A 13413-nucleotide genomic window follows, 5' to 3' on the forward strand; every position below is an offset into this window, starting at 1 on the left:
AAAAACACAACGCCAATGCCTGCCGCGCTATGCCCAGTAGGGAATTCATGATGCAGAAGCGGAGCTACCCCTGGATGAGGATGATGGCGGCGGTCAGCGGCCGCTGTGGCGGGATCGCCAGGCCGATCTCCGCCAGGGCCGCACCGGAAGCCTCCACACCGGATGCAAGGTCGTTCACTAGGCCCGCCTCATGTCCGGGCGTGACGTCGGTCGCCTGGTACCGGCGCGCGGGGTCAAGGCCGGGAATCCTCATAGCCACCGCCTGATCGTGCCTGGGCACGTCGAGCTGCACGTAGCACATCAGCGCGGTCGACTGGTCAGCCGCCACGACGCCATGCATCCACGCAGTGTCATCACCGGTGTCAAGCCGGACCACCCGCCCGGAGTGAATCAGGTCCCGATGCGCTTTGTGCAGCTCGATCCAGGCGGCGAGCTGGTCTAGCTCCTCGCTGCTCGCCTGGGTGATGTCCCACTCGATGCCCATGTGCCCGAACAGGGCCGTGGCGCAGCGCAGCGACAGCGGCATGTACCGGCCGGTCTGGTGTGAGAACGGGGCGGACACGTGCGCCCCGAGGTACTCGGGCGGCACGAGCTGTGCGGTCCAGCGCTGGATCGACTGCCTGGCCTGAGCGTCGGTCATGTCCGACGGCCAGACCCGCTGGAACCGCTCAAGGATGGCCAGGTCGATCCGGCCGCCGCCGGCCGCGCACGCCTCCCACTCCACATCGGGATACTGCTGGCGCAGCCGGTCCATCAGCGCGTACACCGCCAGCACCTGGGCGTGCGCCGCCGGGGCGCCCGCGTGCATGCCGGAGCCGGCATCGATGACATCCCGGTTGCAGTCCCACTTGACGTACGAGATCGGGTACTGCGACAGCACGGCGCTGATCTCGCCGAAGAGGTAGTCGGCGACCTCGGGCCTGGTCAGGTCAAGGACGAGCTGGTGGCGCTGCAGCGGCGGCACCCGCCCGCCCGCCGACAGGATCCAGTCCGGGTGGGCACGGTACAGCTCGGAGTCCGGGTTCACCATCTCGGGCTCGAACCACAGGCCGAACTGCATGCCGCGGGCCCGCACGTGGTCCGCGAGCCGGTGCAGCCCGCCGGGCCACACCGCCTCGTCGACCTGCCAGTCCCCCAGGCCGGCCCGGTCGCTGCGGCGGCCGGTGAACCAGCCATCGTCCAGCACGTACCGTTCCACCCCGATGCCGGCTGCGATATCCGCGAGCTGCGCCAGCGTAGCGAAATCGTGCCGGAAGTAGACCGCTTCCCAGACGTTCAGGGTCACCGGCCGCTGCGTGCGCGGGTGGGCGGGCAGCGAGCGCAGGTAATCGTGGAACTGCGCGGCCAGGCCGTCAAGACCGTTCCGGCTGGCAGCGAGAAAGACCCAGGGCGTCGTGTACGCCTCGCCCTGGGCCAGGGTGATCTCACCCGGCAGCGGCAGCTCACCGCCACCGATGGTGGTCAGCCCTGGCAGCAGGCGGTGCGGTTCGCCTCCCTCGAGCTCGAGCAGGCTCGACGGCAGCCGTTCCACGCGGTGCACAGTGTTGCCGCTCCACGCGACGTGCACCCCGTACACCTCCCCGTGGCCGAAGCCGAAGCCGGGCTCCCCGGCCACCCCGACGGTGGCCGAATCATGGCCGGTGTGGCCACGGCGCCCCTCCCGCAGCCAGAGCCCGTCGCCCAGCTGGTGGCGCTGCGGTATCCGCTCGGCCGTCTGCCGGCCGGTGAAGTCGAGCACCTCCCCGACCCGGGCGGGTAGCGGGAACACCACCTCCAGGCGGTCCACCACGTAGGGCTGGGCTCCCGTATTTTCCAGCGTGTGCCGGACCCGGATCGCGCCGCCCTGCACCGCCTCGGCCTCAGTGACCAGCCGCAGGCCGGCCGCCACGTCCTCGGCGCGGACCACGGCCCGGCGGCCATCGGACTCAATGCCAGACGGCCGGAAGAGCGGCGACCAGTCCCGCCCAGCCACCGGACAGCTGCCGGCGTCCAGGCGGTAGCCGGACAGTGCAGGACGGCCGAACCAGCCAAGGCCGTGCTCGGGCAGCAGCGTGCACGGCCGGGCCGCGGCCAGCAGCGCGACCGCGTCGGCGGGGTCCAGCCCGGCGGAGGGCACCGGCCCGGCCCAGACGGCGGGCAGCGAACCCGGCCTTGGGAACAGGATCAGCCCGGTGCCGGCGGGCGGATCAAGCGCGGCGATGAGGAGAGGGCCGTTCGCTGGGGTGACCGACCGCATCGCGGTCAGGTCAGGCGGTGGAGAGGACGTAGCTGGCATAGGTCTCAGCGTTGCACAGGCTGGTAGCCAGTGGTCCCGCAGGGGAATGGTGCCGGGGAAGGGTAAGCACGCCCCCGTTCGGGATATTCAAGGCTTTTATCCGGAACGGGGGCGTGATTACCGTTGCGGCGCCGTGGGAGAGACGACCTGGTCACGGCGGATTTGGTCGCGGATCTGTCTGCGCAGCAACTTGCCGGTTTCGGTGTACGGCAGCGAAGGGACGAATTCCACCCGCGACGGGGTCCTGGAGCTGCGCAGCCGCTCGCGCACCCACCGTTGCAGGAGGGCGGCGTCCGCGGTCGCGCCCGCCGCGGGAACCACGACGGCTACCACCTGCTCCCCCCATTCCGGGTCGGGAAGCCCGACGACCGCTGCCTCGCACACGGCCGGATGCTCAACGAGCACGTCCTCGATCTCGCCCGGTGAGAGGTTCTCACCGCCCCGGACGATGATGTCGTCCAGGCGTCCGTCAAGGAAGAGATAGCCGTCGGCGTCGAGGTAACCCGCGTCGCGGGTGGCGAACCAGCCGTCGTTGAGGCGGCCCCCGTCGAGGTACTCGCCCGCTACCTGCTCGCCGCGGACGAACACCTCGCCCGAGACGCCGGGACCTACCGCCTTGCCGTCTGGCCCGCGGATCTCGATCTGCACGCTCGGCAGCGGACGCCCGACGGAATTCAGCCCACGGCGGCTGGCTGCGTCCCCGGCCGCGAACCGGCGGTGATCGTCGGGGTCGAGCACGGCGATGGTTGAGCTTGTCTCCGTGAGGCCGTAGGCGTTGACGAAATCGACATGCGGCAGCAGCCGCAGGGCCGTCTCGATCGTCTTGGACGGCATCCGTCCGCCCCCGTAAGACAGGTGCCGCAGGGACGGCAGCCGTTCCCCGTCTGCTAGCAGAACGTCGAGGATGCGGCTGAGCATGGTGGGCACCACCATGGCGTGCGTGACGCTTTCGTCGTTGACAAGCCGCACCCAGGCGCGCGGCTCGAACGCCTCGAGCTGCACGATGCGTCGTCCGGCGTAAACAGAGCTGAGAATCCCGCTGATCCCGGCGATGTGGTACGGCGGGACGCTGATCAGCGCCGCATCCCCCGGCTCGGCGCTGAGGAACTCCACGGTGCCGATGATGTAAGCCGCGAGCTGACGGTGGCGCAGGACCGCCGCCTTCGGCGCGCCGGTCGTCCCGCTGGTGAACAGCAGTGCGGCGATATCCTCCGGAGCCGGGATCCCGGTAGGCGAGTCCGACGCGCCGTCGCGCACCTCGCTGAGGAACTGCTCACGGGCCATTACCGCAAGTCCCTCGGGGAGCGGCACGGGCAGCGCCGCATCCGGGGCGGTGACCAGGACACCGTGACCGAGCCGCTCCAGCACGGCGTGCAGCTGATCGGCGGCGAGCCGGTAGCTGACCGGCACGAATGCCTTTCCGGCGAGCGCCGAGCCGAACAGCAGCAGCGGGACAGCCGCTGAGTTGCCGTCCAGCAGCCCGGCGCGCGGGCCGGGCTTGGACGCGAGCCACTTCCCCGAGTTCCTGGCCAGGCGCAGCAGCTCACGGTAGCTGGTACCGCCGGAGCGCGGGCCAAGCGCAATGCGCTCGCCCGCGCCGTCCGCGGCCATCTCAAGCAGCAGTGCGATGTTCATGCGCGGTCAGTCCGAGGCCGGCAGCTGCCTGGGCGCCACGACCGTCGCCGGGCGCCCGTCCACGGTGATGGTGCCCTCCCCCGGCTTGACACACAGCACCTGCAGCCCGGTTGCCTCGTCGGTGTAGCGCTTACCGAGGAGGGTGCCGCCGGCGAGCGCCGCGTCCGGCTGCGCACCCCCGCGGTTCCGGCCAGGACGATCCTGGCCGGCGTCGGCGGGGATTACCTCTGCGCCGCCGATGTGGAAGGTCACCGGCCCGGCGGGGGCTCGCACGACGACGACCTCGGTGTCGCAGACCGCACTGCGCCAGCGCGACCCCGGCTTCAGGTCCACCGTTCCCGCTTCTGATGTCAACTCAGACCTCCTCGCTGTGCAGCTCGGCCAGTACATCGTGGTAACGGCTCCGGGCCTCGGCGGCCAGCCTGGGCAGGTGCGTTGCCGGGAAGAGGCCGGACGCGGGCTTGTACCCCTTGAGCAGCTCGCGCGCGAGGGTGATCTTGTGCACCTCGGTCGCGCCGTCCACGAGTCCCATGTGGAACGACTCCATGATCATCGCGCCGAACGGCATTTCCTCCGACGCGCCGAGCGAGCCGTGAATCTGCAGCGCCCGCGCGGCCACGTCGTGCAGCACCTGGGGCATGGCTGCCTTGACGGCGGAGATATCGGCCCGTACCTTCCGGTAGTCGTTGTAGCGGTCGATCTTCCAGGCAGTGTGCAGGACCAGGAGGCGGAACTGCTCCAGCTGGATCCAGGAGTCGGCGATCATCTGCTGGACCAGCTGCTTGCGGGCGAGTTCCTCGCCCTGTGTCCGGCGGGACAGCGCCCGCTCGCACATCGCGTCGAACGCCTTGCGGACCAGTCCCACGGTCCGCATGGCATGGTGGATCCGGCCGCCGCCCAGGCGGGTCTGCGCGACGGCGAACCCTCCACCGCGCTCGCCAAGGATATGGTCGGCGGGTATCCGCACGTCGTTGTAGCGCATGTACGCATGGGTGCCCTCGCCGCTGTGCCCGTACATCCCGACGTTGCGGACGATCTCCACGCCGGGGGTTTCCCGCGGCACGACGAACATCGACATCCGGCGGTGCGACGGCACTGGCGACTCGTCTGGCGGCTCGGTGACCGCGAGCACGATCAGGAACGCGGCGAACCGCGCATGCGAGGAGAACCACTTCTCGCCGTTGATCACCCACTCGCCGCCGTCCAGTGTGGCGGTGGTCGTGAAGCCTGTCGGGTCGGAGCCGCCCGCGGGCTCGGTCATCGAGAACGCGGACACGATGTCGTTGCGCAGCAGGGGATCGAGGTAGCGCCGCTTCAGCTCAGGTGTTCCGTAGTGCGCGAGGATCTCCGCGTTGCCGGAGTCCGGTGCATGGCAGCCGAAGACGATGGGACCCCAGTGCGAGCGTCCGAGTATCTCGTTCATCAGGGCGAGTTTCAGCTGACCGTAACCGGGGCCGCCGAGATTCGGGCCAAGGTGGCAGGCCCACAGTCCGCGCTCGCGGACCTCCTGCTGCAGCGGGGGAATCAGCCGCTGCCGCGCCGGGTCGGTCATGTCGTACCCGTGACTGATGAGGTGGTCCACCGGCTCCACCTCGTGGCGCATGAAGCCGTCCATCCAGTCGAGCTGCGCCTGGAATGCCGGCTCGGTTTCAAAGTCCCAGCTCATGAATCCTCATTTCGCGGTTTGCCCAGCAGGCGGCGGGCACGGGCGGCGAGTTCCGCGACCCGGTCCCCGCGGGTGGCCATCCGCTCGTCGGCCGTTTCCCCGCGCAGGTAACGGTCGTGCAGCTGCTGCAGCACGACCGCCGTCTTCCAGCAGGCGAAGGCCTGGTACCAGCCGATACCGGCGAGGTCGAGGCCGGTCGCGCTGGCGTAGGCGGCGAGGATCTCCTGGTGGCCGGGCAGGCCGAGCGTCTCCTGGCCGTCCGGGTACATCCCCCGGTCGTCTTGCGTGTCGGCAGGATCCGGCCAGTAGTTGAGCAGGATCCCGACGTCCACCAGCGGATCCCCGAGCGTGGCCATGTCCCAGTCGAACACCGAGTGCACCCGGTCGGGGTCGGCGGGATCGAACTGGCAGTTGTCCAGCTTGAGGTCGTTATGCAGGATCGCGGAACGCTGCGGGGCGGGGAGGGTCCGCTCAAGCGTGTCCGCGACCTCCCGCATGAGCGGCTGCGCCACCGGGGCGGCGCCGTGGGCGACCGCCTCCCACCGGTTGCGCCAGCCGCGGACCTGCCGGGCGACGAAGCCGTCCGGCCGGCCGAGGTCGGCAAGGCCGCAGCCGGCGTAGTCGACCTGGTGCAGGCTGGCGAGGGCGCCGACGACGGCGAAGCCCACCCGCCTGGTCGCGTCGGGATGGCGGCGCATCGGCTCGGGGATCTCATCCCAGATCACCGTGCCCGAGCGGTATTCCATGACGAAGAACGTCGCGCCGGCGACGCTGTGGTCCTCGCACAGCAGCAGCGCTCTTGGCGCCGGCGGGAAGGCACGCCAGAGCCTGGACAGCACCCGGGACTCCCGTGCCATGTCGTGTGCACCTGGCGCGAGGCGCCCGAACGGTGGCCGGCGCAGCACCAGCGGCCGGTCACCGAACCGCAGCAGGTAGGTGAGGTTCGCCGAGCCGTTCGGGAACTGGAGCACCTCCAGTTCGCCGTCGAGCCCGGGCAGTTCAGCCTTCAGGTAGGCGGCGACCCTAGGCCAGTCCAGGTCCTCGCCGGGGCGGACCTTGGCGGCGTCGGCGAGTTCCGCGTTCGTCACGGTTCACCTCCGTCTATCCGGATGACCGTGCCAGTGGTGTAGCTCGAAGCGTCGCTTGCTAGGTAGAGGACCGCACCGACTATCTCCTCGGGCTGGCCGATGCGGCCGAGCGCGAACTCCTTCACCCGTGTGTTGAAGGCGTCCCAGTCCCAGCCGGCGGTGATGTCGGTGCGGAACGGCCCGGCCATGATCACGTTGGAACGGACAGTTGGCCCGAATGCCCTGGCCAGTCCCTCCGACATGGCGACCAGGCCGGCCTTGGCCGCCGCGTACGGCACGTACCCGGGCCTCGGCTTGACCGCGGCCGTGCTCGAGATGTTGATGATCGAGCCGCCGTGGCCGCTGGCCATCCGTGTTCCGATGAGGGCACCGAGCCGGAACGGGCCCTTCAGGTTGACGGCGATCGTCTTGTCGAACAGGTCCTCGCCGACCGCGTCGAGCGAGCTGTACACCGGCGAGATGCCGGCGTTGTTGACCAAGATGTCGACCCGGCCCATCGCGGCGTACACGTCGTCGACCAGCCCGCCGATCTCCTGCCAGCGGCCGAGGTGACAGGCCCTGGCGAGGGTCCGCCGCCCCGATTCCTTGGCTACCTGCTCGGCGACATCGCGGCAGGCCGTTTCGTCGCGGCTGGTGACGACCACGTCGGCGCCGCTCGCGGCCAGCGCCGAGACCATCCGGCGGCCAAGGCCTCTGGTCCCGCCGGTTACCAGGGCGACCTTGCCGGCCAGGTCGGCTCGCAGGCCGGGTGCGCCGGGCCGCGCGTCCATGGCGCTCATCGCGTCAGAACCGCGCACGAGCTGATGCCCGGCGCACCGTAGACGTGGGTGAACGCCACCTTGGGCTGGCCGGGAACCTGGCGGTCGCCGGCCGCGCCGCGCAGCTGCAGTACGCTCTCGTACACCTGGCGCAGTCCGCTGGCCCCGATGGGCTCGCCGTTGGCCAGGCACCCGCCGTCGGTGTTGACCGGCATGGTGCCGCCGATCTCCGTGGCGCCGCCGCGGATGAGCGCCTCCTGCTCGCCGTCCTTGCAGAATCCGGTCTCGGCCATGTGCATGATCTCGGCACCGGACTCGGTGTCCTGAAGCTGCAGCACGTCCACATCCTTCGGTCCGAGCCCGGCCGTTTCGAAGGCCGCCCGTGCCGCATCGGCGCTGGGGCCGCCGCGTCCCTCTGGCGGGCTTGGAGCGAGCCACGGGCTGAATACCTCAAACGAGCCGAACCGCCTGGTGCGCAGCGACACGGCGGACAGGTACACCGGCCGGCTGGTGTAGCGGCGGGCCTGGTCGGCGCGGCAGAGCAGGAGTGCCACGCCGCCCTCGCCTGGCGAGCAGAACATGTACTTGGTCAGCGGGTGGCTGATCATCGCCGAGTTAGCGATCTCTTCCTCGGTGAGCGGCTTGCGCCGCCACGCATGCGGGTTGCGCGCGCCGTTGCGGAATGCCTTCGCCGCGACCCTGCCGAGGGTCGCGGCGGATATCCCGTACTCGTGCATGTACCGCTGGATCTTCATGCCGAAGAACTGGGTGGTGAGCATCAGGCCGGTCTCCCCGTACCAGCGGCCGAGGCCGCTTTCCTCCGGGTCGGCGTTGAACGCGCCCGGCGGGTGCTTGTCGAAGCCCACGGCCATGACCAGGTCATGGTCGCCGGACCGGATGGCGCGGTCGGCCATGGCGAGCGCGCTCCCCCCGGTGGCGCACCCGTTGCGGACGTTGATGAACGGCAAGCCGGTGAGCCCTAGGTCACTCACCAGCGTGTCGGCGTTCCCCGCCGCCAGGCTGCCGCCGAACGCGCACTCCACGTCGGCCCAGCCGACCCCGGCGTCCGCCAGCGCCTGACGGGCCGCGTAGGCACCCTGGGCCAGGCCGGACACGCCGGGGTGCCTGCCGAAGGGGTGAATGCCGATTCCGACGATCGCGACGTTCACGCTGCCCCTCCGATCTGCGCGACGGCCCCGGCGGGCTCGAAGGCGAAGGTCATGACCTTGGCACCGGAGGCATCACGGCGAAGCGAGATGAACGTCAGCCGCATCGGCGCGCCGATCTCAAGCCGCGCGGGGTCCGCCTCGGTGAGCCTGGACTCGACAAGCACCGTGCCGGTCCCGTCCTCGGTTGACAGCTCGACGTACCCGACTCCGTAGGGGGTGAACGGCCCGTCGGCGGCGTACGGCGGCTTCGGTTCGAATCCCTGGATGGTCCAGCTCCACAGCCGGCCTGTCTGCGCCAGCGGCCCCGTCCGCAGGTCCGTCCCCGTGCAGCGCGGGCAGGAACCCTGGGCGGGGAAGGTGGTTGTGCCGCAGGCCGTGCATGTGCTGCCGATCAGGCACGGCCGGTCAGGCTCTGCTTGCCCTAGGGGGGACGACCCCCCTTCAACCCCCCGGTCGGGCTCTGCTTGCCCTAGGGGGGACGACCCCCCTTCAACCCCCCGGTCGGGCTCTGCTTGCCCTAGGGGGGACGACCCCCATTCAACCCCCCGGTCAGGCCAGGTGAACAGGCCCTCGGCCACCGGCACTGCTTTGTCCTCAGGTAGCGTCGTCATCCGCCTCTTCTTCCGCGTCGGCTGGCCGCCATTGGACCAGCACCGTGCCGTTCTCCAGCCGCTCGAAGCGCGCGCTGAGTTCCTGGCCAGGATGCAGCGCCGCACGGCCGGGCAGGTAAGTAACCAGCCGGGCGGCCGGCTCGCCGGCGAGTTCGACCAGTGCGACGGTGTAGGGAACCGGGTAGGCCGGATGGACCTGGTGCTCCACCACCGTCCAGGAGTACACCCGCGCCCGCGGCGGGACGGCCCGGTAGCCGGTGTCCCAGCCGCCGCAATGCCAGCAGTACGCCCGCGGCAGGTGCAGCACGGCGCCGCAGCCGGCGCAGTAGCGCAGCGCCACCTCGCCGCGGGCCGCCGCGGCGAAGAATCCGCCGGTGTCCGGGTCGCTGACGGCCGGCGCAAGCCTGGGCGGCTGTTCCGGCTGTGCTGGTCGGGCCGTGGTCATCGGTCCGCCGTCAGGATCAGCGCGCTGCTCGCGGGCGGCGGCGCGGACGTGACCAGGCTGACCTCGGCACCGGGCACCTGCGCCGAGGACGTGCCGCGAATCTGGCGGACCGCCTCCACTATGTGGTTCATGCCGTGGATGTAGCCCTCGGACAGGTGACCGCCCGAGGTGTTGCACGGCAGCAGCCCGTCCAGCCCGATGCCGCCATCCGCGGCGAACGCGCCGCCCTCGCCCCGCTTGGCGAAGCCGTAGTCTTCCAGTTGCAGCAGCAGCGTGATGGTGAAGCAGTCGTACAGCTGCGCGACGTCGACGTCGGCCGGGCCGAGGCCGGACCGCGCCCAGAGCAGCTCCGCCACCGCACGGGATGACAGCGAGGTGATGCTGTCCCGCATCAGCACGGGGAACATGGTTCCCGGCTGTGTCCCCGGCAGGCTGGCCTGCGCCACCGCCTGGATCAGCGCCGCGCCGTTGCGGCAATCGCGGGCCCGTGCGGCGCTGGTCACGACGACTGCGGCGGCACCGTCGGTCTCCAGGCAGTAGTCGTACAGCCGCAGCGGTGAGGAGATCATCCGCGCGGACAGGTAGTCGTCCATGGTGAGCGGCCGGCCGTGCATCTGCGCCGCCGGGTTGGCCTGCGCGCGGTCCCGGCAGGCGATGGCGATCGAGCCGAGCTGCTCCGGGGTCGAGCCGTATTCGATCATGTGCCGCTGTGCCATCAGCGCGAACATCTGGCCCGCCGTGAGCAGCCCGTGCGGCAGGAAGAACTCGTCGTAGGTTGCGCCGCCGCCGACGACCTGCTGAGCCGCCGATGCGGGCGCGGCGCCGTACCGCCGGCCCGACCGCCCGTTCAGCGAGCGGAAGGCCACGACCGTGTCCGCCTGTCCGGACAGGATCGCCCCGACGGCCTGGCCGATCAGCGCGCTTGGCGCCACTCCCCCGGGGCCGCACTCGCCCCAGTAGCTCAGCTGGCGGATGCCGAGCGCCTCGGCGAGGTCGTTGTGCCTGACGAGATCCATGTCGCAGCGGACGATGCCGTCGACCTCGGCGGCGGCGATGCCGGCGTCGTCAAGCGCGGCGAGCACCGCCTGGGTGGCCAGGGTGAGATCGCTGCGGCCGGAGTCGCGGCTGAAGTCGGTCGTTCCTATCCCGGCGATGGCGCACGCGCCTGGCCGCCAGCCTGTCCCGCTCATGAGGACACCTCGCTGGCGCTCGGAGTCCGCATTCGCGGACGCACAGTACTTACCGATTCGCTCGCAAGCTCGCTCATGTCAGCTCCCGCAGGACGTCGGCGGTGTGCTCGCCGAGCCGCGGCGCGCGCGTCAGGGGCGGCGCGGCCAGGGCCGAGAAGCGGATGGGCGCACCAGGGTAAAGGTGCGGGCCGCCGGGCGCGTCATCGTCGACGGGAACGAAGAAGTTCCTGGCGGTCAGGTGCTCGTCGTCCGGCAGGTCCTCCGGCGCGTTGAGCACGCCGACCGGCAGGCCGCGCCGCTGGCCCTCGTGGTAGATGTCGTCGGCCCGCTGCAACAGGAAGAACACCTCCACCAGCTGCTGTATGTGCGCGAAATTCGCCTGCCGGTATTCCGGGTCGTCGTATCGGGAGTCGGTGAGGTCGACGGCCAGTCCCACCGATTCCATCCATTCGACCAGGCTCTGCCACGGCTTTCGCTCGGTGGTGATCAGCGCGAAGTAGACGTAACGGTCGTCGGCGGTGGCGAACACGGCCGGCTGCGTCGGGGTGGGCTGGGCATGCCTGCAGGTTTGCCTGTGCACCAGCACCCGGGGGTAGAACCAGTAGGGGTTGGCCAGTTCGGCGCTGACCGAGAGGCAGTCGTGCATGGCCACGTCGATCAGCTCTCCCCGGCCGGTGCGCTGCCGCTCGATCAGGGCGAGCAGGATACCGAGATGTCCGAAGCTGGCGGCGAGCTGGTAACCCTGGTCGCCGCCCGGACGGATCGGCGGGATGGCGTGGTCGTCGTAGCCACAGCTGTTCAGCGGCCCGCCGAGCGCCAGGCCGACCAGGTCGGAGCTGACCATGTCGGCCCACGGCCCGTCCAGCCCGAACGGGCTCAGGTTGATGACGATCAGACCGGGCGCGCCGTCGCGCAGTTCGGCCGGGCTGATGCCGAGGTCTGCCCATTCCGCCGGGCGCCATCCGGTGATCACGATGTCGGCCTGCTGCAGCAGGCCACGCAGCCACTCCATGCCGTCGGCGGTCCGGTAGTCGAGCACCACGCTGCGCTTGCCTACGTTGTAGAACCAGAAGTGCAGGCTGGCGTCCGGGTCGCCGTCGCGGGCGCCGGCCGCGGCCGGGCCAATGCGGCGCCCAGGCGCGCCTTCGGGTAGCTCGACCTTGATCACGTCGGCGCCCATGATCGCCAGCAGCTTGCCCGTCGCCTCGCCTGCCGGGTCGTCGGCCAGCTCCACGACCGTGAGATCGCCGTACGGCGTGGCTTCGGTCATCAGATCACTCCGGATACAGTGAGCTCCGCGAACTCGTCATCGGCCACGCCGAGGAGTTCCTTGAACACGTACTCGTTGTCCTCGCCAAGGAGCGGGCCCGATCGCCAGTTGTCCGCCGACATGCCGTCGAAGTGGACGGGGACGCCCTCGAACCGGGCTTCGCCGATCACCGGGTGGTCCATCTGGAAGAAGACTCCGCGGTGTGCGAGTTGCGGGTCGGTCTCGTTGAGGTCCTGGGCGTTCTGCACCGCGCCGGCCCGCACGCCGGCTTCTTGCAGGAGTTTGGTCGCCTCGTAGCGGTCACGCTGGCTAGTCCACGTCGCCACCGCTTCATCCAGTGCGTCCTGGTTCTCCCAGCGCGACTGCTGGCTCGCGAAGCGCTCGTCCGCTGTCCAGGCGGGTCGCCCGATCGCGTCGGCGAAGCGCGACCACTCCTCGTCGTTGAAAACGGCGATCGCCACCCAGCGGTCCTCACCGCTAGCCGGGTATACCCCGTGGGGAGCGGCGTGCGGATACTCTAGCCGGTTGCCGGCCGGATAGCGCGGCCCGCGGGTGGCACGCCCGTTCACGGTGACCTCAAGCATGACCGGCCCGAGCAGGCTGATGCCGGTCTCGATCGCCGACACGTCGATCTCGGTTCCCTGCCCGGTCAGCATCCGGTGGCGGATGGCCATCAAGATGGCGGCCGAGTTGTAGAAGGCGGCCTGGTTGTCCATGTGGGACAGGCCCCAGCCTGACGGCTCGCGGCCAGGGAGGCCGCTGATGAACGACAGCCCGCTGACGGCCTGGACGACCGGGCCGTAGCTGCGGTAGGCGGCGTTCGGGCCGCTGTGGCCGTATCCGCTCATCCGGGCGTAGACGACGTCCGGCCGCAGCTCCCGCAGGCGCTCGTAGGTCAGGCCCCACCGTTCCATGACGCCGGGGGCGAAGTTCTCCGTCACCACCGAACTGGCGGCAATCAGCCGCTCGGCGAGCCGCCGCCCCTCGGCGGAGCGCATGTTGATCGTGACGCCGAGCTTGTTGCGGCAGTAGTTGTTGAACAGACCGCCCTTGTCCGGGTCGGCGCCGACGACTTCCTCGCCGAAGTTCCGCGCATCCTCGTCCTTGTACAGGGGCAACTTTCTTGGCGTGTCGATCCGCGTCCGGTCCTCGATCTTGATGACCTCGGCGCCGAAGTCGGCGAGCAGCCGCGTCGCGACCGACCCGACTCCCATCCAGCAGAAGTCCGCTACGCGGACGCCGGCCAGCGGTCCGCGGCGCGGTCCTGGCCGACGTCGTTCATCGAGGTACAAGGTTCCTCCCTTAC

At 70.3% G+C, this 13413-nt stretch carries 12 protein-coding genes; all 12 read right to left on the reverse strand.

Annotation, left to right across the window (positions count from 1 at the left end):
- Positions 1-64: 64 nt before the first annotated feature.
- The 12 genes from EAS64_RS04585 to EAS64_RS04640 all read right to left on the reverse strand — a co-directional run bounded on the left by EAS64_RS04585 (position 65) and on the right by EAS64_RS04640 (position 13399).
- The gene (locus tag EAS64_RS04585; RefSeq protein ID WP_145851417.1) at positions 65-2275 is read right to left on the reverse strand and encodes an alpha-galactosidase; all 2211 of its coding nucleotides are present in this window, start codon (positions 2273-2275) and stop codon (positions 65-67) included.
- Between the two features lie 117 nt (positions 2276-2392).
- Entirely contained in the window at positions 2393-3910 is a 1518-nt protein-coding gene (locus tag EAS64_RS04590) for a class I adenylate-forming enzyme family protein (protein ID WP_145851418.1), read from the reverse strand.
- Between the two features lie 6 nt (positions 3911-3916).
- Entirely contained in the window at positions 3917-4264 is a 348-nt protein-coding gene (locus tag EAS64_RS04595; protein WP_222848988.1) for a hypothetical protein, read from the reverse strand.
- 1 nt (position 4265) lies between these two features.
- A complete protein-coding gene (locus tag EAS64_RS04600) occupies positions 4266-5576 on the reverse strand; it encodes an acyl-CoA dehydrogenase family protein (protein WP_145851419.1) in 1311 nt (436 codons plus the stop codon).
- On the reverse strand, positions 5573-6664 hold the full coding sequence (locus EAS64_RS04605) for a phosphotransferase family protein (RefSeq protein WP_145851420.1): 1092 nt from the start codon (positions 6662-6664) through the stop codon (positions 5573-5575). Before EAS64_RS04605 ends, EAS64_RS04600 begins: the two co-directional genes overlap by 4 nt.
- A complete protein-coding gene (locus tag EAS64_RS04610) occupies positions 6661-7461 on the reverse strand; it encodes an SDR family NAD(P)-dependent oxidoreductase (RefSeq protein WP_246115520.1) in 801 nt (266 codons plus the stop codon). Before EAS64_RS04610 ends, EAS64_RS04605 begins: the two co-directional genes overlap by 4 nt.
- Positions 7440-8591 carry a thiolase family protein gene (locus tag EAS64_RS04615; protein WP_145851421.1) on the reverse strand — a complete coding sequence of 384 codons (1152 nt, stop codon included), beginning with the start codon at positions 8589-8591 and terminating at the stop codon, positions 7440-7442. Before EAS64_RS04615 ends, EAS64_RS04610 begins: the two co-directional genes overlap by 22 nt.
- Entirely contained in the window at positions 8588-9202 is a 615-nt protein-coding gene (locus EAS64_RS04620; RefSeq protein WP_145851422.1) for a Zn-ribbon domain-containing OB-fold protein, read from the reverse strand. Before EAS64_RS04620 ends, EAS64_RS04615 begins: the two co-directional genes overlap by 4 nt.
- The gene (locus EAS64_RS04625) at positions 9186-9647 is read right to left on the reverse strand and encodes a Zn-ribbon domain-containing OB-fold protein (RefSeq protein ID WP_145851423.1); all 462 of its coding nucleotides are present in this window, start codon (positions 9645-9647) and stop codon (positions 9186-9188) included. The genes EAS64_RS04620 and EAS64_RS04625 overlap by 17 nt, the downstream gene beginning before the upstream one ends.
- On the reverse strand, positions 9644-10837 hold the full coding sequence (locus tag EAS64_RS04630; protein WP_145851424.1) for a thiolase C-terminal domain-containing protein: 1194 nt from the start codon (positions 10835-10837) through the stop codon (positions 9644-9646). The genes EAS64_RS04625 and EAS64_RS04630 overlap by 4 nt, the downstream gene beginning before the upstream one ends.
- 73 nt (positions 10838-10910) lie before the next feature.
- On the reverse strand, positions 10911-12107 hold the full coding sequence (locus tag EAS64_RS04635; protein ID WP_145851425.1) for a CaiB/BaiF CoA transferase family protein: 1197 nt from the start codon (positions 12105-12107) through the stop codon (positions 10911-10913).
- A complete protein-coding gene (locus EAS64_RS04640; RefSeq protein WP_222848989.1) occupies positions 12107-13399 on the reverse strand; it encodes a CaiB/BaiF CoA transferase family protein in 1293 nt (430 codons plus the stop codon). The genes EAS64_RS04635 and EAS64_RS04640 overlap by 1 nt, the downstream gene beginning before the upstream one ends.
- Between the last annotated feature and the right edge of the window lie 14 nt (positions 13400-13413).

The sequence above is a fragment of the Trebonia kvetii genome (assembly GCF_007827045.1).
Classification (GTDB): Bacteria; Actinomycetota; Actinomycetes; order Streptosporangiales; family Streptosporangiaceae; genus Trebonia; species Trebonia kvetii.

What these genes read in the sequence shown, in the direction of transcription:
- EAS64_RS04585 (WP_145851417.1), bottom strand. Translation starts at nt 2,275, where the DNA reads ATGCCAGCTACGTCCTCTCCACCGCCTGACCTGACCGCGATGCGGTCG.
- EAS64_RS04590 (WP_145851418.1), bottom strand. Translation starts at nt 3,910, where the DNA reads ATGAACATCGCACTGCTGCTTGAGATGGCCGCGGACGGCGCGGGCGAG.
- EAS64_RS04600 (WP_145851419.1), bottom strand. Translation starts at nt 5,576, where the DNA reads ATGAGCTGGGACTTTGAAACCGAGCCGGCATTCCAGGCGCAGCTCGAC.
- EAS64_RS04620 (WP_145851422.1), bottom strand. Translation starts at nt 9,202, where the DNA reads ATGACGACGCTACCTGAGGACAAAGCAGTGCCGGTGGCCGAGGGCCTG.
- EAS64_RS04625 (WP_145851423.1), bottom strand. Translation starts at nt 9,647, where the DNA reads ATGACCACGGCCCGACCAGCACAGCCGGAACAGCCGCCCAGGCTTGCG.
- EAS64_RS04630 (WP_145851424.1), bottom strand. Translation starts at nt 10,837, where the DNA reads ATGAGCGGGACAGGCTGGCGGCCAGGCGCGTGCGCCATCGCCGGGATA.
- EAS64_RS04635 (WP_145851425.1), bottom strand. Translation starts at nt 12,107, where the DNA reads ATGACCGAAGCCACGCCGTACGGCGATCTCACGGTCGTGGAGCTGGCC.